Here is a 19,013-nt window from a genome sequence, read left to right on the forward strand (position 1 = left end):
TCAGTTGGCCGGGAGCGTCAGCAGGTAGGCGGCCAACAGGGACATGCCCGCCAGGACGTAGAACGAAATCTGTGTCCAGAGCGGCTTGTGCTGCTGCCGGAAGGACAGGGCTCCGCCCACCAGCAGGCCGGCCAGCCCCATCAGGACAATGGACCACATCTAGGCGGGACCGCCGGCTGCGTCCGCCCGGCTGCCGTCGGCAGGCTGGGCTGCGGGCCGGTGCAGGGCTTCGACCCAGTTCCGCAGCAGGCGCGCGCCTGCGTCGCCGGACTTTTCGGGGTGGAACTGCGTGGCGCAGAGCGGGCCGTTTTCGACGGCGGCGATGAAGGGGGCGCCGTGCTCGGACCAGGTGACCAGGGGCGGGGCCATGCGGGGCTGGATGACGTCGAAGTTCCATTCCTGCACGCCGTAGGAATGCACGAAGTAGAAGCGTTCGTTCTCGACGCCGGCGAAAAGCTTCGAGCCTTCGGGGACCTTGACCGTGTTCCAGCCCATGTGCGGCACCACGTCGGCGGGAAGGAGTTCCACCTTGCCGGGCCATTCGCCGATGCCTTCCGCCTCCGTGCCGTGTTCCACGCCTGCCTCGAAGAGCACCTGGAGGCCGACGCAGATCCCGAGGACTGGCCTGCCCCCGGCAACCCGCCGTCCGATGAGGCGGATGCCGTCGACGGCCTTCAGTTCGCGCATGACGGTTTCGAAGGCGCCGACTCCCGGGACCACCAGGCCGTCGGCGTTCAGGACGTCCTCGGGCTTGGCGCTGAGCACTACCTCGGCGCCGGCCCGTTCCAAAGCACGCACGGCTGAGCGGACGTTCCCCGAACCGTAGTCCAGCACCGTGACGGTGGGCTTACCTTCGGGGGAAGGCAGTTTCCGGCTGGCGGACGGATCGATGATTGCGCCGTCTTTCAGGACCTGGCCGCTCACAGGGCACCCTTGGTGGAGGGGATGCCTTCCACCCGGGGGTCCGGCTCCACGGCTGCGCGCAGGGCGCGCGCGAACGCCTTGAACTGGGCCTCCACGATGTGGTGGGGGTCGCGGCCGGCGATGACGTTCATGTGCAGGCAGATGCCGGCGTGCAGGGTGATGGCCTCGAAGACGTGGCGGGTCAGGGAGCCGGTGAAGTGGCCACCGATCAGGTGGTACTCCTGGCCCGCAGGCTCGCCGCCGTGCACAAGGTAGGGCCGGCCTGACACGTCCACGACGGCGTGGGCCAGTGCCTCGTCCAGGGGAACGGTGCTTCGCCGAACCGGCGGATGCCCGCCTTGTTCCCCAGAGCGGTGCGCAGCACCTCACCGAACGTGATGGCGACGTCCTCCACGGTGTGGTGGACGTCGATGTGGATATCGCCGGTGGCCTTGACCGTCATGTCGATGAGCGAATGCTTGCAGAGCGCCGTCAGCATGTGGTCATAGAAGGGCACGGACGTGTCGATGTCCGAGACGCCGGTACCGTCGAGATTGATCTCCACGAGCACGGACGACTCACTGGTGGCGCGCTCCATGCGCGCGGTCCGGGCCGCGGCCGTGTTCGATCCGGTGGAACTCATGGTCAGGTGTCCTTTTTGCGGGAGAAGGAGTGTGGCACGGCGTCCAGCGCCGGTACTTCAAGTCTAGGCGGGAAGCGCGGCCTGGCTGGCAAGGATGCTTTCCAGGGCGGTGAGGAATGCTGTGGTTTCGGTCTCAGTTCCTGCCGTGACGCGGAGATGGCCGGGGATTCCGACGTCGCGGATCAGCACGCCGGCATCCAGCAGTTCCTTCCAGACCTCGCGGGGGTTCTCCAGGCCGCCGAAGAAGACGAAGTTGGAGTCCGAGGCTGCGGGCTTGAGGCCCATCCGCGTCAGTTCGGTGACGATGCGGTCGCGCTGCTTTTTGATGTCCTCGACGTCGGCCATCAGGGCTTCGCGGTGCTGGAGGGCCGCCAGGGCTGTTGCCTGCGTGACGGCGGACAGGTGGTAGGGCAGGCGGACCAGGCGCAGGGCGTCCGTGACTTCGGGGGCCGCCGCCATGTAGCCAAGGCGTGCCCCCGCGAGGGCAAAAGCCTTGCTCATGGTGCGGGAAACAATGAGCCGCTCCCGCCCGGGCAGGAGGGTCAGTGCGCTGGGGGTGCCGTCGTGCGCGAACTCGTGGTAAGCCTCGTCAACAATGACGATGGTCTGGCTTTCTGCTCCGGCCTCGTAAACGGCCTCCACGACATCGAGCCCCAGGCCGGTGCCGGTGGGGTTGTTGGGTGAGCAAAGGAAGACGATGTTGGGCCGGAGTTCCTTCACCTGGCGGGCCGCGGATTCCGCGCTGAGTCCATAATCAGCGGCGCGTTCACCCTTGATGTATTCGGTGTCCGTTCCGCTGGCCAGCAGCGGATACATGGAATACGTGGGCGGGAAGCCAAGGGCTGTACGGCCGGGACCACCGAACGCCTGGAGGATCTGCTGAAGCACTTCATTGGAGCCGTTGGCGGCCCACAGGTTGGACTCGTCCAGTCCGTGGCCAAGGTACTCCGCCAACGCCCGGCGGAGGTCGGTGAACTCCCGGTCCGGATAGCGGTTGAGGCTGGTGGCGGCCTCTGCCACGGCTTCGGTGATGGCGGCCCTCACGTCGGCCGGAACGCCGTGCGAGTTTTCGTTCACGTTCAAGAGGATGGGAACATCCAGCTGGGGCGCCCCATAGGGGGTCAGCCCGCGAAGGTTGCTGCGGAGGGGAAGCCGGTTCAGACGTTCTAGCTGGTCATTCACCTGAACAGTTTAGTGGCCGTCCCGGCGACCGGAAAATGTGACAGCCCGTGTTCGCGCTGGGCGTGCGGCCAGCGGCAACCCTCGCCCGGCAGCACACTCGCGCGGCCGATGCCTCAGCTGGTGGGGACGTACAACTGCTGGCCGGGCAGGACCGCCCCTGCAGGGAGGTTGTTCAGCTGGACGATGTCAGCAACCACATCGCGGGCGTCACGGCCAGGGGCGACACTTCCGGCGATGGACCACAACGACTGTCCGGACTGGACTGTCACGGTCACCGTGGGGGTCACCGTGAGGTCTTCAGCAGTATCGGAGGCCTTGGCCGGCGAGTTGAAGAACCCTGCCAGGGACAGCAGCAGGGCCGCCAGCAGCACGAGCGGGATACCGATCAGGACGATTTTTCCCCGCCGGGTCAGCCGAAGGGGAGGCAGGGGCGCCGGGCCATCCGGGGTTCCGGGCCGGGCGTGCTGCAAAGCCTGCCGGGCAGGGACCCGCGGAGCGTTGGCCTGCGAAGCGGATATAGCTGACATGTCTGAGCCCTCCTGGACCATACTGTGCTGACTGGGAACAACCGTGCTGTTTTGCCTGTACTGCATGTGCTGTGTTGCCTGTAGTGCCGGTACTGCGTTGCCATGCGGGTACAGCCTGCCCGGCACCACTGACATTCCGGCTTCCGCGTTCGAACGGCTTTCGAACACTGGCAACTCGACTAGAACACATATTCGAACTTTGCCTCTCCAGTTTTAGCACCTATTAACGAATAATGTCGAGACTCGCTAGAACAAATGTTTGAAAAAGCCATGTGGCTGGCCTAGCTTTGAAGCAGGAAATAACCACCCTTGAAGTTGATCAGCAGGGTCTGACAAAAGGGCAAGTCACCCAGTCCGGAGCGTTGGAAAGCCCGGTGGCAACCGAAAGGCATTGGCGAATATGGCAGCAGCAGCCACCGGGGGCAGGGCAGCCTCGCAGCCGAAAAGGGCCGCAAAGGGGCTCACGCCGCGGCAGAAGAAAATCCTGGAAACCATCCAGCGCTCGGTCAACGAGAACGGCTACCCGCCCTCGATGCGCGAAATTGGCGACACCGTGGGTCTGGCCAGCCTGTCCAGCGTCACCCACCAGCTCTCCCAGCTGGAGAAGCTGGGCTATCTCCGGCGGGATCCGAAGCGGCCCCGGGCCATGGAGGTGCTCACGCCCCTCACGCTTGATGGCGGACCGGCAAAGGCTGCCGGCCCTTCGGCTTCACTGCCCCAGGACGCGGGTGCCAGAGTGACGGAGCTTCCCACCGCCGTGGACACCGCCATGGTTCCCCTGGTGGGCCGGATTGCCGCCGGCGGGCCCATCCTGGCCGACCAGCTGGTGGAGGATGTCATGCCGCTCCCCCGCCAACTGGTGGGACAGGGTGAACTGTTCATGCTGCGGGTGGCGGGCGATTCCATGGTGGACGCCGCCATCTGCGACGGTGACTGGGTGGTGGTGCGGCGCCAGGCGGATGCCGCCAACGGCGATATAGTCGCAGCCCTCCTGGACGACGAAGCCACGGTAAAGACGTTCCGCCAGCGCGACGGCCACACCTGGCTGCTCCCCCAGAACACCCAGTACGAACCGATTCTGGGCGACCACGCCACCATCATGGGCAAAGTGGTCTCGGTCCTGCGCTCCCTCTAGGGAGAGCGGAACGAACAACTCCAGAGTTCGAAAAGGACGGCACCTTCCCGGTTCACGGGAGGGTGCCGTCTTTCAGTGGGCCTCCGAGGCCAGCCGTTCAAGGGCTGCTATCGCTGTCTTCCGGTCCGTCGTGGCCCAGAACGGGGGCAGTGCCCCCCGCAGGAACCCGGCGTAGCGTTCGGTGGCCAGGCGCGAGTCCAGCACGGCCACCACTCCCCTGTCGCCGGTGGACCGGATCAGCCGGCCTGCCCCCTGGGCCAACCGAATGGCGGCATGGGTAGCGGACACCGACATGAACCCGTTGCCGCCTGCCTGCGCCACCGCCCGGGACCGCGCCGTCATCAGGGGATCATCAGGCCGCGGGAACGGGATGCGGTCGATGACCACCAGCCGGCACGATCCGCCCGGGACGTCTACTCCCTGCCACAGGGACATGGTGCCGAACAGGCAGGTGTCCGGTTCGTCGGCAAACTGCTTGACCAGGGCCGTCATGGTGGAATCGCCCTGGCAGAGGACCGTCACACCGAGCTTGGGACGGAGCGCCTCAGCCGCTTCCTCGGCGGCACGCCGCGAGGAGAACAGGCAGAGCGCCCCGCCGCCGGATGCGCGGATGAGTGCCTCCAGCTCGGCCAGCGACTCGGGCGATGCGCCCCGGCCCGGCTTGGGCAGGTGGCCCGCAACGTACAGGATGCCCTGCTTCGGGTAGTCGAAGGGCGAGCCCACGTCCACGCCGGTCCAGGAGGGGGCGCCCTCACCTACCAGCCCAAGGCCGCCGGCGGCGGGCTCGAAGGCCGATCCGATGGCCAGGGTGGCGGATGTCAGGATCACGGTGTGATCGGCAAAGAGGCCCTCCCGCAGCCGGCCTGCCACGGACAGCGGCGCAATGTTGACCAAGACGGGCGCGGACTCGTCAGGCTGCGAATACCCCTGGCCGGGATCGAAGGAGCTGGCGCGGGAAAACCACACCACCTCCCGATTGTCCCGGGCCGCGATCAGCCGCTCGCACAATTCCAGGATCAACATCAGGCGGGACCGCGCAAGCTGCCTCCCGCCGTCGGGCGTTGTATTGCTGTCGCCCTTGGAATCGGACAGCGCCGCGCGGCACGCCTCACGCAACTGGTCGATGCAGTCCAGCTGTTCGTCGTTGAGGCCGCTGGGCAGCAACCCGTTCGGCGCGCCCGCCAGTGCCAGTTCGAGGTTGGCGGCAGCGGCGTTGAGGGCATCAACGGTGATGGCCGTGTGCTTGCGCGCGCTGGAGGCGGCGGCATGGACCATGGCCACGGAGAGCTGGCCGGTGACGGCTCCCGTGACCCGGTCCTGCAGCTCGTGGGCCTCGTCCACCACCACAACGTCATACTCGGGCAGGACGGCCAGCCCTTCGAAGGCGCTGACGGCCAGCATGGCATGGTTGGTGACCACGACGTCGGCCTCCGCCGCGTCCTGGCGTGCCAGCTCACTGAAGCATTCGGCGGCCATGGGGCACTTCTGTGAACCCAGGCATTCCATCGAGGTCACCGAGACCTGCCGCCAGGCGCGGTCGGTCACACCGGGAAGGAGTTCGTCGCGGTCGCCGGTGGCGGTCTTCTCTGCCCACTCACGCAGCCGCACCACCTCCTTGCCAAGCTGCGACGATGGCCCGCCGACCGTGGCGGCGAAGTGGGGAACGCTGGTGTCCTCCCCCAGCGAAAACAGCTGCCCCTCGGCGGGCTCCTCAGACGGGAACCCGCCTTCGAGCTTGTGCCGGCAGACGTAGTTGGAACGGCCCTTGACCAGCGCCACCTTCACCGGCCGGTCCAGGGCAGGAGTGATGGCCTTGAGGAGGCGGGGCAGGTCCCTGCCCACAATCTGCGTCTGCAGCGCCAGGGTGGCGGTGGAAACCAGGGCAGGCTTGTTGCTTTCGAGGGCGTGGGCGATGAGCGGCACCAGGTAGGCGAGGGACTTGCCGGTTCCGGTTCCGGCCTGGACCAGCAGGTGGTTGCCTGTTTCGATGGCGCGCGCCACCTGCCTGGCCATTTCGTGCTGCCCGGTGCGGCTCTGCCCGCCCATCGCGGCGACGGCCCGGTCGAGCAGCTCGATGACGAACTGCCCGCCGGCCTCGTCCGTGGCTTCGCCGGCCACGAGGTCAGTCATTCGCGGCGAAGGGTTCCAGTTCGGCCGCGAGGCCTTCCCGCACCATCACGACGGCCCGGGTCCCTGCCTCGACGTGGTCAAGGCTGATGATTTCGGCGTCGGAGTCGTGCAGCTTGCTGATCAGGTCGCCGCGGTTGTACGGGATAAGCAGTTCCATCTTGACGCTGGGCCGCGGAATGGATTCGCTGATCACCCTGAGCAGCTCTGCAATCCCCTGACCGGTACGCGCCGAGACCACCACGTGCCGCGGCTCGCGCTGCTTGAGCCGTTCCACCACGAAGGGGTCCGCGGCATCGGCCTTGTTCAGCACGATGATCTCCGGGATCTTGCGCGCGTCCACCTCGCTGAAGACCTTGCGGACGGCAGCGATCTGGCCTTCGGGATCCGGGTGCGAGGCGTCCACCACGTGCAGGATCAGGTCGGCGTCAGCCACTTCCTCCAGCGTGGAGCGGAAGGCCTCCACCAGCTGGGTGGGCAGGGACCGGACAAAACCGACCGTATCGGCCAGGGTGTACCCCAGCCCGTCCGCCGTTTCGGCCTTGCGCACCGTGGGATCCAGCGTGGCGAACAGGGCGTTTTCGACCAGCACGCCCGCATCCGTCAGGCGGTTCAGCAGGGAGGACTTCCCGGCGTTGGTGTACCCGGCGATAGCCACGGAGGGAACGGCATTACGACGGCGGTTGGCGCGCTTGGTTTCGCGGGCCGGCTTCATCGCGGCGATTTCGCGCCGCAGCTTGGCCATGCGGGTACGGATGCGCCGGCGGTCCAGTTCGATCTTCGTCTCACCGGGTCCGCGGGAGCCCATGCCGGCGGCCGCGCCGCCCACCTGGCCACCGGCCTGGCGGGACATCGACTCGCCCCAGCCGCGGAGGCGGGGAAGAAGGTATTCGAGCTGCGCGAGCTCAACCTGCGCCTTGCCTTCCCGGCTCTTGGCGTGCTGGGCGAAGATGTCCAGGATCAGGGCAGTGCGGTCGATGACCTTGACCTTGACGATGTCTTCAAGCCCGCGCCGCTGGGACGGGGCAAGTTCGGCGTCGACAATCACGGTATCCGCGCCGGTGGACATCACGATGTCCTTGAGTTCCTGGGCCTTTCCGGAGCCCAGGAAGGTGCCGGGGTCCGGCTTGTCCCGGCGCTGCACCAGACCGTCGAGCACCTCTGATCCGGCGGTTTCGGCAAGTGCCGCGAGCTCGCGGAGCGAGTTTTCGGCGTCGGCAAGGGTTCCCTCGGACCACAGCCCGGCCAGGACCACGCGCTCCAGGCGCAGCTGGCGGTACTCGACCTCGGTGACGTCTTCCAGTTCGGTGGAAAGGCCCGCGGTGCGCCGCAGGGCGCGGCGTTCCTCGAGGTCCTGCTGGTCGCCGTCGTACGTGGTGTGCTCTTCGTCCACGCGGGAGATGGCCTGGGCCGTGCCGAGCACGGGCTTGCCGTTGCCGCGTTCTTCTCCGCGGGGCGTGCTGAGATTCCTGGCCGGTACGTCCTTGGAGAGAATCCGGTCGATCACAGCCTGGATTTCCGCAGGCTCATGTCCTGGGCGGCTGGTTCGGATCCGGTGTTGGGCTGGCTGGTCATGGTCTCCTTTGAAGTTTCGGCAGTTCCAGAATAGTGCCGATTGCTGGTCTGTGGGGAAGTATTCGCGCTGGGCTGACGGCCTGCGGTCATGCAGTTCTCCTGGGATGTTGGGCGCGGGCGGGCCCGAAGGCGGGCGCGGGCGCAAATGCCGCGTCACGGGAAGCGGCGGAACGGGAACGTGCCGGAGAATCGGCGAAAAGACCAGCGGGATGCTGACTTTCGAGTATTGTCCGGCTGCCGAAACAGACAGGATGGGTCTGGTCCGGTGCACAGGCGGAAGGTGTTGGATACCTGCGTCGCCGTGGGACTGGCCGCCACTGGAAGACGGCTGCGGGACGGGCGTTGCCCGTGCCGGCTACTCGAAGATCAGGAACATGCCCTCCACCCTAGCAGAGGCCGCGGGGCCGCAGTTTCCCTTTACGCTGCAAGGGGAACTACTCTGGCCAGTTATGGAGTCCGCACACTATTTCAGCGCATCCCCCGCCGGCCCCTTCACCAGAAAGCCCCTCACAGTAGAACTTGCCGGCGAAACACGCAGACTGCAGACTTCCAGCGGCATCTTCAGCCCCGACGGCATCGACAAGGGGACGGCGGTCCTCCTGGCTGAAGTTCCGGCACCCGCGCCCACCGGCAATCTGCTGGACATCGGCTGCGGCTGGGGACCCATCGCGCTCACCATGGCGCTGCGCGCCCCGCACGCCCAGGTGTACGCCGTGGACGTGAACGAGCGCTGCATCACGCTGACCAATGAAAATGCTGCCGCCCTGGGGCTGGCCAACGTTGTGGCCAGCACACCCGAGGCGGTGGACCCGGGCCTGAGGTTCGACACGATCTGGTCGAATCCGCCCATCAGGATCGGCAAGGACGAGCTCCACTCGCTGCTGAAACTGTGGCTGCCCCGGCTCGCGCCCGGCGGATCGGCGTGGCTGGTGGTTCAGAAGAACCTGGGCTCGGATTCCCTGCAGCGCTGGCTGGCCGGGGAGCTGGACGATTCCTTCAGCGTGACCCGCGAGTCCACGTCCAAGTCCTTCCGCATCCTGAAGATCAGGAAAGCGTCCCGGTAGCCACGATGACGGCCGGACCGCTCAGTTCCACATGCTCGTGGCCGGCCGGTCCGGCGAAGAATTTCACGCCCACCACTCCGCCGGGAACGTGGACCCGCCAGCTGTCCGGAGCTTCTGCGCCCGCCCAGTGGCGGATGGCGACGGCGGCCGCGCAGGCTCCCGTTCCGCAGGACTGGGTCTCGCCGACGCCCCGCTCGTGGACGCGCATGGTGACTGAACCCACGCCGTCGTGGACGAGCGGTTCAGCCGGGACGACGAACTCCACGTTGGTGCCGTTGGCGGGAACGGGTTCCACCGTGGGTGCCGTGAAGAGCCTGGTCCCGGCCAGTTCGGAGAGTTCAGCGAGGGCCACGACGGTGTGCGGGTTGCCCATGCTGACGGACAGCGCGGGCCGCGGGACCTCCAGACCGTCCGCGGTGACCAGCGAATCCATGGCTTTGGCCGTGGCTTCGCCGGGGAAGATGAATTCCCAGGGACCCATGTCCACCGCATACTCATCGCCCGTCCGGACCACGGTCTTGGCCCCGCCGCGGGTCCCGATGATCAGCGCACCGCCGTCGGGAAGATCGATCAGGCCTTCGGCCCGGAGGAAATGCACGAAGACGCGGACACCGTTGCCGCACATCTCGGACAGGGAGCCGTCCGCGTTCCGGTAGTCCATGAACCATTCAGCCTCGGGAACCGTGGCCAGCAGGTCGCGGCCTTCGGGGAGAAGGCGGGAAGGAACCGCACGGATCAGGCCGTCTCCCCCGATGCCGCGGTGCCGGTCGCATAGGCCTGCCACCTGCTCTGCGGTGATGGTGTGCTCACCCCCGGGATCGGCCACCAGGACAAAATCGTTGCCCGTGCCGTGCCCCTTCGAAAAGCGCAGCCCGCCCAGCGTGCGGAAGGCGGGGCCGGTGGTCTCTGCGAGGGTTGCGTCCATGCGTCCTAGGTTACCGGCCGGGTGCGGCAGGCCCGAAACCGGCTGCTCCGCACTGACGCACGGGCCGGAACCCGTCATCGGCAGAGGTCCACGGCACGGTCCACCAGTTGCGGATCCTGCCAGTCCAGCCAGCTGATCCGGGGGTCCGCCCGGAACCAGGTGAGCTGGCGGCGGGCGAACTGGCGGGTGGCCACGATGGTGCTTTCCGCCGCCTCCGCAACGGTGGATTCACCGTCGAGAACCTGCAGGAACTGGGAGTAGCCGAGGGCGCGGGACGCTGTCTTGCCGCGGCGCAGGCCCTGCTCATCAAGGCGCGCGACTTCGGCCAGCAGCCCCTTGTCCACCATGGCGTGCACCCGTTGGGCCAGCCGTTCACGGAGGACGTCCCGGTCCACGGCGAGGCCTACCTGCACGGCGGGCTGTACGTACTCGCGCCGGGGCATGAAGGAACTGAAGGGGCGGCCGGTGAGCTGGTGGACTTCCAGTGCCCGGATGATGCGCCGGTCATCGGAGAGCCGGGCTGCCGAGGCGGGGTCCACGGCCAGCAGCCTGGCCAGCATGGCCGCGGTGCCCGAGGCGGCAAGGTCCGCTTCGAGCTGCTGCCTCAGCTGGGGGTCGGTGCCCGGGAAGTCGAGGACGTCCAGCGCGGCGCGCACGTAGAGCCCCGAGCCGCCGGCAAGGATGGCCCGTTTCCCGCGGGCGTGGATTTCGTCGATGAGCTGCCGGGCCTGCTGCTGGAAGTCGGAGACGCTGGCTTCCTGCGTGACGTCCAGGATGTCCAGGAGATGGTGCGGTACTCCCCGGCGCTCCGGCATGGTGATTTTTGCCGTTCCGATGTCCATGCCGCGGTAGAACTGCATGGCGTCAGCGTTGATGACCTCGCCGTCCAGCTCCAGGGCAAGGTTGACGGCGAGGTCAGACTTGCCGGAACCGGTGGGACCGACGACGGCGATGACTGGCGGGGTGCCCACCTGTCAGGGAGTGCGCAGGGGCAGTGAGGGCATGCCCAGGGAAACGCCCTTGCGGCCGGCGCCTGCACCGGGTGCCGGGGCGCCGCAGGAGTCTGCCTGCGACCTGTCCCAGGCGTCACCCGCCCGTGAGCGCCGCAGGCTGTAATCCCCCGGTGTGGGGTCGGCCACCAGGTGGAAGGCGGCGGCCTCGGTGATGGTGACCGTGACGAGGTCTCCCGGGCGCGGTGCGGGCGCACCCTCCGGAACTGAGAAATGCACCAGGCGCTGGTCCTGGGACCGGCCGGACAGCCGGTGGGTTTCCTCCGCCTTGCGGCCGGACTGGGCGGTGACCATGACTTCCACCCGGCGGCCCAGCTGCTTGCGGTTCTCCTCGGCGGCGATCCGGTCCTGAAGTGCGGTGAGCCGTTCGAACCGCTCCTGCACAACGGCCTTCGGCAGCTGGTCGGGCAGGTCGGCGGCCGGTGTCCCCGGGCGTTTGGAGTACTGGAAGGTGAAGGCCGTGGCGAACCTTGATTGCTCTACGACGTCCAGGGTGGCCTGGAAGTCCTCCTCAGTCTCTCCGGGGAATCCGACGATGATGTCGGTCGAGATGGCCGCATGCGGGATCTTCTCCCGGACCTTGTCCAGGATGCCCAGGAACTTCGTGGACCGGTACGAGCGCTTCATGGCCCGGAGGATGCTGTCCGAGCCGGACTGCAGCGGCATGTGCAGCTGCGGCATGACGTTCGGTGTTTCCGCCATCGCGTCGATCACGTCGTCGGTGAAGGCTGCGGGGTGCGGGCTGGTGAAGCGGACGCGTTCCAGGCCCTCGATGTCGCCGCAGGCGCGCAGGAGCTTGGAGAATGCCTGCCGGTCGCCGAACTCCACGCCGTAGGAATTGACGTTCTGGCCCAGCAGTGTCACCTCGATGGCACCGTCGTCCACAAGGGCCTGGATCTCCGCGAGGATGTCCCCCGGGCGCCGGTCTTTTTCCTTGCCGCGTAGGGCCGGGACGATGCAGAAGGTGCACGTGTTGTTGCAGCCCACGGAGATGGAGACCCACCCGGAGTAGACCGAGTCGCGCTTGGTGGGCAGGGTGGACGGGAAGACGTCCAGGGATTCCAGGATCTCCAGCTGCGCCTCGTTGTTGTGCCGGGCGCGGTCCAGCAGCGCGGGCAGGGCGCCGACGTTGTGGGTGCCGAAGACGGCGTCCACCCAGGGCGCCTTCTTCAGGATGGTTTCCCGGTCCTTCTGGGCCAGGCATCCCCCCACGGCGATCTGCATGCCGGGATTCGCCGCCTTGACCGGCGCGAGGATCCCGAGGTTGCCGTAGAGCTTGTTGTCGGCATTCTCCCGGACCGCACAGGTATTGAAAACCACCACGTCCGCCTGCTCGCCGTCAGCAGCAACGTAGCCCGCATCCTCGAGCATGCCGGCCATGCGTTCGGAGTCGTGCACGTTCATCTGGCAGCCAAAAGTGCGCACCTGGTAGGTGCGTGGCCTGGGCGCGGCCTCGTGCGGCAGGGACCCGGCCTCTTCGGAGGGCTGGGCACCGGAAAAGGAGGAAGGAATGGTCAAACTCACCTGTTAAGGGTACCGGCTGTTACAAGTAGGGATTTGTGGGCCTAGTCGGGGTCCGGGGCTCCGCGGGCTTCGAGGACCTCGTTGACGATCCGGAATGCCTGGGAGGGCTGGTAGCCCTTGCGGGCAAGCATGGACGCCAGGCGCCGGACCGCCTTGTCGCGTTCCGCGCGGTCCGCAAGGTCCGTTCCCGGCCGGATCTTCCGCTCCACCAGGGAGCGTGCGGCGGCCTCCTCGTCAGCGTCCGACAGCTGCTCCAGGGCGGCGGTGGCCGTGTCCTGGTCGATGCCCTTCTCGGCGAGCTCGCGGCGGAGTGCGCCTTTGGCCAGCTTCCGGGACTGGGACCGGCTGCGGACCCACATGTCGGCGAATTCGGCGTCGTCGATCAGCCGGACTTCCTGGAACCGGTCCAGGACTGCCTCTGCGACGTCTTCGGGGATGTTCCGTTCGGCCAGTTTCCGCGCCAGTTGGAGCCTGCTCTTGGCCGAGGCCGTCAGCTGGCGGTAGACGATGGCCTGTGCGACGGACACGGGATCGGGTTCGGGATCGCCAAAATTCGGGGCGTTCGGGTCGCCGGGCCCGCCCTGCTCCCCTGCTGAAGGGGGTGCCTGGCGGGCCCGCCGTGTGCGGCCACCGCTGCTGCGGGGCCGCTCCTGGTCAGATCCAGCCAACTGCTAGAACCCGTCGACTGCCTTCAGCTTCGGGGAGTCCTTGGACTCCTCCTCCGCCGGCTTCACGCCAACGCCGAGCTTTTCCTTGATGAGCCGCTCGAGCTCGGCTGCCAGCTCCGGGTTGTCCCGGAGGAACCGGCGGGAGTTCTCCATACCCTGGCCGAGCTGGTCGCCGTCGTAGGTGAACCAGGAGCCGGACTTCTTGATGATGCCGTGCTCCACGCCCATGTCGATGATGCCGCCCTCGCGGGAGATGCCCTGGCCGTAGATGATGTCGAACTCGGCAACCTTGAAGGGCGGGGCCATCTTGTTCTTGACGATCTTGGCCTTGGTCCGGTTGCCCACCGAATCGGCGCCTTCCTTGAGGGTCTGGATCCGGCGGACGTCGATGCGGACGGACGCATAGAACTTCAGGGCCTTACCACCGGTGGTGGTTTCCGGCGAACCGAAGAAGACACCAATCTTTTCGCGCAGCTGGTTGATGAAGATTGCGGTGGTCTTGGTCTGGCTCAACCGGCCGGTGATCTTACGCAGGGCCTGGCTCATGAGCCGGGCCTGCAGGCCGACGTGGCTGTCGCCCATGTCGCCTTCAATTTCAGCGCGCGGCACCAGGGCGGCCACGGAGTCGATGACGATGACGTCCAGCGAGCCGGATCCGACCAGCATGTCCATGATCTCCAGGGCCTGCTCACCGGTGTCCGGCTGGGAGACCAGGAGGCATCGGTGTCCACGCCGAGCTTGGCGGCGTAGTCGGGGTCGAGTGCGTGCTCGGCGTCGATGAAGGCTGCGATGCCGCCGGCGCGCTGGGCGTTGGCCACGGCGTGCAGCGCCACGGTGGTCTTACCCGAGGATTCCGGCCCGTAAATCTCGATCACGCGGCCGCGCGGCAGGCCACCGATTCCCAGTGCTACGTCCAGGGCGATGGAGCCGGTGGGGATCACTTCAATGGGCGCACGGACTTCATCGCCCAGGCGCATGACCGAGCCCTTGCCGAACTGCTTGTCAATCTGGGCAAGCGCTGCTTCCAGCGCTTTTGCACGATCCGGGGCTGCCGCCATGGTTGACACCTCTAATGCTTTCTCGATGGTGGCCTTCGCGGCCGTTTATTGGTCATCTCTGACGCTAAGGGGACCCACTGACATTCCGGCCGGGTAATGGCGGCTATGTGGATAACCCGTTACGAAAAAGCATAGCTTTATCCGAACAGGTATTCGAACAGCTGGGCGGCGTGTCAGGGGAAAATACCGGCAGTTACCGGGGCCGGGACAGTCAGTCCCGCAGCGGCTTGATGTCGCGGCCCAACCGTCGTTCGGCGGGAACGTCCTGGACGTCGCAGACGGCCAGCCATACCTTGCGCGGTTCGATGCCGGCGGCGAGTGCCTGGTCCGCGGTCCTGCCGCCGACGCCCGCCAGGACCAGGGTGCTGCTCAGCACGCGGGAGTATCCCGCGCCGAACTCGTCGTCCATGAGCCGCCAGTAGTCACTGAGTCGCATCAGAAAATTCTCTCACGCCTGCGGACCCTAGAATTGTTGCCATGAGCAACTCCCCCGACGCCCTGCCGGACCACGGCGCCGACGCCACCACAGATGCCGCGCTGAAGAAGGTTGAACACCAGCTCACGCTCTTTTGGCGGCGGGGCCGGGCCATCACCAACCAGTTGTCCCGGCAGGTGCACCCGGACATGGAGCCGGCCGCCTACGGCCTGCTGGCCGTGATCCGCCGGGAGGGGCCTATCCGCCTGACTGACCTGGCCATGAGTATCGGAGTGGGAAAGCCGTCGGTGAGCCGGCAGATCGCGTTCCTGGAGAGCATCGGCCTGGTGTGCAAGGAGGCCGATCCGCTGGACGGGCGCGCCCAGTCGATCCGGCTGACGCCAAAGGGCGAGGAAAAGATGCACCAGGTGCAGGATGCCCGGCGGCAGGTCTTCCGCGAGCGGCTCGGCGAGTGGCCGGTCCATGACCTGGAGGAACTGGCCCGGTACATGGCCAAGCTGAACGCATCGTACGAGCGGGACGGATTCCCCAAGGACTCTCCCGGCGCGGCAGCAGGCCGGGAAGACTGACCGCTGCGGGTAATCCGGGTTGAACGACGGAAGCCCCCGGCCAGTGGCCGGGGGCTTCGCAACGTTCCAGGGCCCGCCAGCGGGTGGGGGCTGCCCTTAGCGGGCGCCGGAGAGCAGGCCGTCGGAAAGTTCGCCGTTGAGTTCAGTGTCGAGGTCGCGCTCAAGGTCGCGGCCGTAACGCTGCGAGAATTCCTGCGGAACGGTGTCCGGAACGGTGACGCCCTCGGCCACTGCAACGCGGTCACTGACCTCCCGGAGCATGCTGGACAACGGAACATCCAGTGCCGAGCAGATCGAGGACAACAGTTCCGATGACGCTTCCTTCTGGCCGCGCTCCACTTCGCTGAGGTACCCAAGGGAGACACGGGCGCTGTGCGAAACTTCACGGAGCGTACGCCCCTGACGCTGGCGGACATCGCGCAGGACATCACCGATTTCGTGACGAAGTACAACCATCTTGCGCTCCTTCTGTTCGCTCTTAGCCTGATCGGCGAGGCCCACATCCTTCCAGCGGACAACGCCGTTTACGGATACGGGCTGCTTTACCATCTGTATCGCCTTGCTCCCTCATTGGTCCGGTCCGCCCTGAAGCGAACCGTTGTGGTCATTTCATCCTAGGCGCCTCCGCTCTTCGGAAGCGACACAATGTAATAACTAATCGGTACCGGCTTTTGTTCCCCGTAACTTTACGTCCGGTAACTTGCCCCGTTCCGGGGCGGGGGAAGGGGCCGGAAGGGCATGGCTGGCGGCTCAGCCGGACAGGGCTTCCAGGAGCCGTTCGAGGGCCGCCCCGCACGCCAGTCCGCGGATTTCCGCGCGGTTCCCCTCGAACGAATATTCAAAGGCGGATGTTCCGGCGGCAGTGGCCACGCCCACGTACACGGTGCCCACCGGCTTGCCGTCATGTCCTTCCGGCCCGGCAACGCCGGTGGTGGCAAGGCCCACATGGGCGTCCAGTACGGTGCGAGCACCTTCTGCCATGGCGCGGGCCACGTCCCCGTCCACTGATCCGGCGCGGGCCAGCAGGTCGGACGGGACCTTGAGAACGGACTCCTTGACCGAATTCTGGTAGGCGACCACTCCGCCCTGAAGCATGCCGGAGGCGCCCGGCGTGTCCGCCAGGACAGCGGTAACCATGCCAGCGGTCAGTGATTCCGCGGTGGCTACCGTCCGCCCCGCTTCGAGCGCCTGCCGGACTGCCTGCGCGGCAAGGTGGTGGAGATTGGTCATGGCTGCTCCTGTCCAAGGTTGGCGCGGGCCTGCTTCTTGCCCCGGGCCCGGAGGCGGAGGGCTTGAACGACATACTCGACGCCGGTCCAGACCGTGATGGCCACGGCCGCCATCATCACGGCGAACGCCACCCAGGCCAGCCAGGGCGCGAAGGCCCCCAGCGGCAGGAGGTAGAGGAAGATGGCGGCGGTCTGCACCACGGTCTTCAGCTTGCCGCCGCGCGAGGCCGGGATCACGCCGTAGCGGATCACGAAGAACCGCAGCCCGGTGATTCCCCACTCCCGGACCAGGATCACGATGGTTGCCCACCAGGGCAGCTCTCCGAGGAGGGACAGCATGACCAGCGCCGAGCCGGTGAGGAGTTTGTCGGCGATGGGATCGGCTATCTTGCCGAAATCGGTGACGAGGTTCCGGCTCCTGGCGATGTCGCCATCGAGCTTGTCTGTGTAGATCGCGACGGCGAACGCCAGCACTGCAGCCCAGCGCCAAAGCCCGGACTCGCTGCGGAGTCCCGGGGCGTCGGCAACCAGGAACCAGACGAAGAACGGCACCAGCGCGATGCGGATCATGGTCAGGACGTTGGGAAGGTTCCAGACCCCGGCACGGCCAGGGCCGGCGGCGGTTGCATCGGTGCTAGTCACCTGTCTAGGCTACAGTCCCCGGCTATCGCCCGGTGAGGGACCAGGCGTCTTCGGACCCGTCCTCGTCATCGCCGTAGCTGCCCGGCGCGCTATCTGAGCCGTCGTAATATTCAACGTTCTGCTTCCGCTGGTCCAGGTCCGCGGCCACAAGATCCTCGGCGTAGCCGCCCTGCGCGATGTTCGCGTTGGCGTTGTCACTGAGGGCGGCCGTCTGGGAGTCTGCCGCGGCGGGGGTCTCCTGGCCCTTCAGGGCAGCGAGGACTGTAGCGAGGTCGTCCGGCTTCACCAGGACGTCTCGGGCCTTGGAGCCTTCGGACGGGCCCACCACTCCCCTGGATTCCAGCAGGTCCATGAGCCGGCCCGCCTTCGCGAACCCGACGCGCAGCTTGCGCTGCAGCATGGACGTGGAGCCGAACTGCGTGGTGACCACGAGTTCGGTAGCCTGCAGCAGGACCTCGAGGTCGTCCCCGATGTCGTCGTCGATCTGCTTCTTTTCCGCTTCGGGGGCAACGTCGTCGCGGTACACGGCCTGGAGCTGTGTCTTGACGTGCTCCACCACCTTGTGGATCTCGGACTCGGTGACCCAGGCGCCCTGGACGCGCATGGCCTTGGAGGCGCCCATGGGCAGGAAGAGCGCGTCCCCCTGGCCGATGAGCTTCTCCGCGCCGGGCTGGTCCAGGACCACGCGGGAGTCCGTGACGGACGAGGTTGCGAAGGCCATGCGGGATGGCACGTTGGCCTTGATCAGGCCGGTCACCACGTCCACCGACGGGCGCTGGGTGGCCAGCACCAGGTGGATGCCGGCGGCGCGGGCCAGCTGGGTGATGCGGACGATCGAGTCTTCCACGTCCCGCGGTGCCACCATCATGAGGTCCGCGAGTTCGTCGACGATCACCAGCAGGTAGGGGTAGGGCCGGATGACGCGCTTGGAGTCAGGCGGCGGCTGGACTTTGCCCGCCCGGACGGCCTTGTTGAAGTCGTCAATGTGCTTGAACCCGTAGTTGGCGAGGTCGTCGTAGCGGGCGTCCATTTCACGTACCACCCACTGGAGCGCCTCGGCGGCCTTCTTCGGGTTGGTGATGATGGGGGTGATGAGGTGGGGTACGCCTTCGTAGGCGGTCAGCTCCACACGCTTGGGGTCCACCATCACCATGCGGACCTCGTCCGGGGTGGCCCGCATGAGGATGGACGTGATCATGGAGTTCACGAAGGACGACTTACCGGCACCGGTGGCGCCTGCCACCAGCAGGTGGGGCATTTTCGCAAGGTTGGCCACCACGTAGCCGCCTTCAACGTCCTTGCCCACGCCCATCACCATGGGGTGGTCGGTGCGCCGGGCGTTCTGGCTGCGGAGGACGTCGCCGAGGGACACGGTTTCACGGTCCGTGTTGGGAATCTCGATGCCGATGGCGGACTTGCCTGGAATGGGGCTCAGGATCCGCACGTCGCTGGAGGCGACTGCGTAGGAGATGTTCTTGGACAGGGCGGTGACCCGCTCCACCTTGGTGCCGGGCGCCAGCTCGATCTCGTAGCGGGTGACGGTGGGGCCGCGGCTGAAGCCGGTGACGGTGGCGTCCACGTTGAACTGCTGGAGGGTGTCGGTGAGGGCTGCGACGACGGCGTCATTGGCTTCCGTGCGCTCCTTGGGAATGGAGCCGGGCGTGAGGAAGTCCGACGCCGGCAGCGTGTACGTCACGTCGCCGGCCAGGGACAGCTGTTCCGTGCGCTGCGGGATCGGGGTGGGTGGCGGTGCAGGTGCCACGGGGGTGGAGGGAACCTGGGGCGGGTTCGCCGGC

Annotated in this window: 17 protein-coding genes and 3 pseudogenes; 3 read left to right on the top strand and 17 right to left on the bottom strand. The window is 66.9% G+C overall.

Going from position 1 to position 19,013, the window contains the following annotated elements:
- The 5 genes and pseudogenes from G205_RS22120 to G205_RS14565 all read right to left on the bottom strand — a co-directional run bounded on the left by G205_RS22120 (position 1) and on the right by G205_RS14565 (position 3,255).
- Complete coding sequence (locus G205_RS22120; protein ID WP_009358641.1) at positions 1-159, bottom strand: hypothetical protein; 159 nt, start codon at positions 157-159, stop codon at positions 1-3.
- Positions 160-924 carry an imidazole glycerol phosphate synthase subunit HisH gene (gene hisH / locus G205_RS14550; RefSeq protein WP_009358642.1) on the bottom strand — a complete coding sequence of 255 codons (765 nt, stop codon included), beginning with the start codon at positions 922-924 and terminating at the stop codon, positions 160-162.
- Positions 921-1,546 (bottom strand): annotated as a pseudogene (gene hisB, locus G205_RS14555) (imidazoleglycerol-phosphate dehydratase HisB). The gene hisH and the pseudogene hisB overlap by 4 nt, the downstream one beginning before the upstream one ends.
- A 63-nt stretch (positions 1,547-1,609) precedes the next feature.
- Complete coding sequence (locus tag G205_RS14560) at positions 1,610-2,728, bottom strand: histidinol-phosphate transaminase (protein WP_009358643.1); 1,119 nt, start codon at positions 2,726-2,728, stop codon at positions 1,610-1,612.
- 113 nt (positions 2,729-2,841) lie between these two features.
- Positions 2,842-3,255 carry a LysM peptidoglycan-binding domain-containing protein gene (locus G205_RS14565; protein ID WP_009358644.1) on the bottom strand — a complete coding sequence of 138 codons (414 nt, stop codon included), beginning with the start codon at positions 3,253-3,255 and terminating at the stop codon, positions 2,842-2,844.
- A gap of 400 nt (positions 3,256-3,655) precedes the next feature.
- Here G205_RS14565 and lexA point away from each other — a divergent pair, with 400 nt between their 5' ends.
- Positions 3,656-4,390, top strand: coding sequence for a transcriptional repressor LexA (gene lexA, locus G205_RS14570; protein WP_009358645.1), 735 nt, complete (start codon positions 3,656-3,658; stop codon positions 4,388-4,390).
- Positions 4,391-4,462: 72 nt separating this feature from the next.
- On the opposite strand, the gene G205_RS14575 is transcribed toward lexA, so the two are convergent.
- Both G205_RS14575 and hflX read right to left on the bottom strand, forming a co-directional pair.
- Positions 4,463-6,520 (bottom strand): ATP-dependent DNA helicase, encoded by a 2,058-nt coding sequence (locus G205_RS14575; protein ID WP_009358646.1) that lies wholly within the window; start codon positions 6,518-6,520, stop codon positions 4,463-4,465.
- A pseudogene (gene hflX, locus G205_RS14580) lies at positions 6,513-8,092 on the bottom strand (GTPase HflX). Before hflX ends, G205_RS14575 begins: the two are co-directional and overlap by 8 nt.
- A 449-nt stretch (positions 8,093-8,541) precedes the next feature.
- Here hflX and G205_RS14585 point away from each other — a divergent pair.
- A complete protein-coding gene (locus G205_RS14585; protein ID WP_009358648.1) occupies positions 8,542-9,156 on the top strand; it encodes a class I SAM-dependent methyltransferase in 615 nt (204 codons plus the stop codon).
- Here G205_RS14585 and dapF read toward each other — a convergent pair.
- From dapF to G205_RS14615, 6 genes and pseudogenes are all read right to left on the bottom strand, one after another.
- Entirely contained in the window at positions 9,137-10,081 is a 945-nt protein-coding gene (gene dapF / locus G205_RS14590) for a diaminopimelate epimerase (RefSeq protein WP_009358649.1), read from the bottom strand. The genes G205_RS14585 and dapF overlap by 20 nt on opposite strands.
- 74 nt (positions 10,082-10,155) lie before the next feature.
- Positions 10,156-11,052, bottom strand: a complete 897-nt coding sequence (gene miaA / locus G205_RS14595; RefSeq protein ID WP_009358650.1) for a tRNA (adenosine(37)-N6)-dimethylallyltransferase MiaA — start codon at positions 11,050-11,052, stop codon at positions 10,156-10,158.
- A gap of 3 nt (positions 11,053-11,055) precedes the next feature.
- On the bottom strand, positions 11,056-12,615 hold the full coding sequence (gene miaB, locus G205_RS14600) for a tRNA (N6-isopentenyl adenosine(37)-C2)-methylthiotransferase MiaB (RefSeq protein WP_235046928.1): 1,560 nt from the start codon (positions 12,613-12,615) through the stop codon (positions 11,056-11,058).
- A 41-nt stretch (positions 12,616-12,656) separates the two neighbouring features.
- On the bottom strand, positions 12,657-13,142 hold the full coding sequence (locus G205_RS14605) for a regulatory protein RecX (RefSeq protein ID WP_009358652.1): 486 nt from the start codon (positions 13,140-13,142) through the stop codon (positions 12,657-12,659).
- A gap of 144 nt (positions 13,143-13,286) precedes the next feature.
- Positions 13,287-14,341 (bottom strand): annotated as a pseudogene (gene recA, locus G205_RS14610) (recombinase RecA).
- A 211-nt stretch (positions 14,342-14,552) separates the two neighbouring features.
- Complete coding sequence (locus tag G205_RS14615; protein ID WP_009358653.1) at positions 14,553-14,777, bottom strand: DUF3046 domain-containing protein; 225 nt, start codon at positions 14,775-14,777, stop codon at positions 14,553-14,555.
- A 41-nt stretch (positions 14,778-14,818) separates the two neighbouring features.
- On the opposite strand from G205_RS14615, the gene G205_RS14620 reads away from it, so the two are divergent.
- Positions 14,819-15,346: a MarR family winged helix-turn-helix transcriptional regulator gene (locus G205_RS14620; protein ID WP_009358654.1), complete on the top strand. Its 528-nt coding sequence runs from the start codon at positions 14,819-14,821 to the stop codon at positions 15,344-15,346.
- Positions 15,347-15,442: 96 nt separating this feature from the next.
- Here G205_RS14620 and G205_RS14625 read toward each other — a convergent pair whose 3' ends face one another.
- From G205_RS14625 to G205_RS14640, 4 genes are all read right to left on the bottom strand, one after another.
- Complete coding sequence (locus tag G205_RS14625; RefSeq protein ID WP_035753213.1) at positions 15,443-15,895, bottom strand: helix-turn-helix domain-containing protein; 453 nt, start codon at positions 15,893-15,895, stop codon at positions 15,443-15,445.
- A gap of 201 nt (positions 15,896-16,096) precedes the next feature.
- Positions 16,097-16,576: a CinA family protein gene (locus G205_RS14630; protein ID WP_009358657.1), complete on the bottom strand. Its 480-nt coding sequence runs from the start codon at positions 16,574-16,576 to the stop codon at positions 16,097-16,099.
- Positions 16,573-17,217, bottom strand: coding sequence for a CDP-diacylglycerol--glycerol-3-phosphate 3-phosphatidyltransferase (pgsA, locus tag G205_RS14635; RefSeq protein ID WP_009358658.1), 645 nt, complete (start codon positions 17,215-17,217; stop codon positions 16,573-16,575). The genes G205_RS14630 and pgsA overlap by 4 nt, the downstream gene beginning before the upstream one ends.
- A 22-nt stretch (positions 17,218-17,239) precedes the next feature.
- Positions 17,240-19,013, bottom strand: a 1,774-nt coding sequence (locus G205_RS14640) for a DNA translocase FtsK (protein WP_009358659.1), incomplete at its 5' end; no start/stop codon positions are given.

It is taken from the genome of Arthrobacter nitrophenolicus (genome assembly GCF_000332815.1).
Taxonomy (GTDB): Bacteria; Actinomycetota; Actinomycetes; order Actinomycetales; family Micrococcaceae; genus Arthrobacter; species Arthrobacter nitrophenolicus.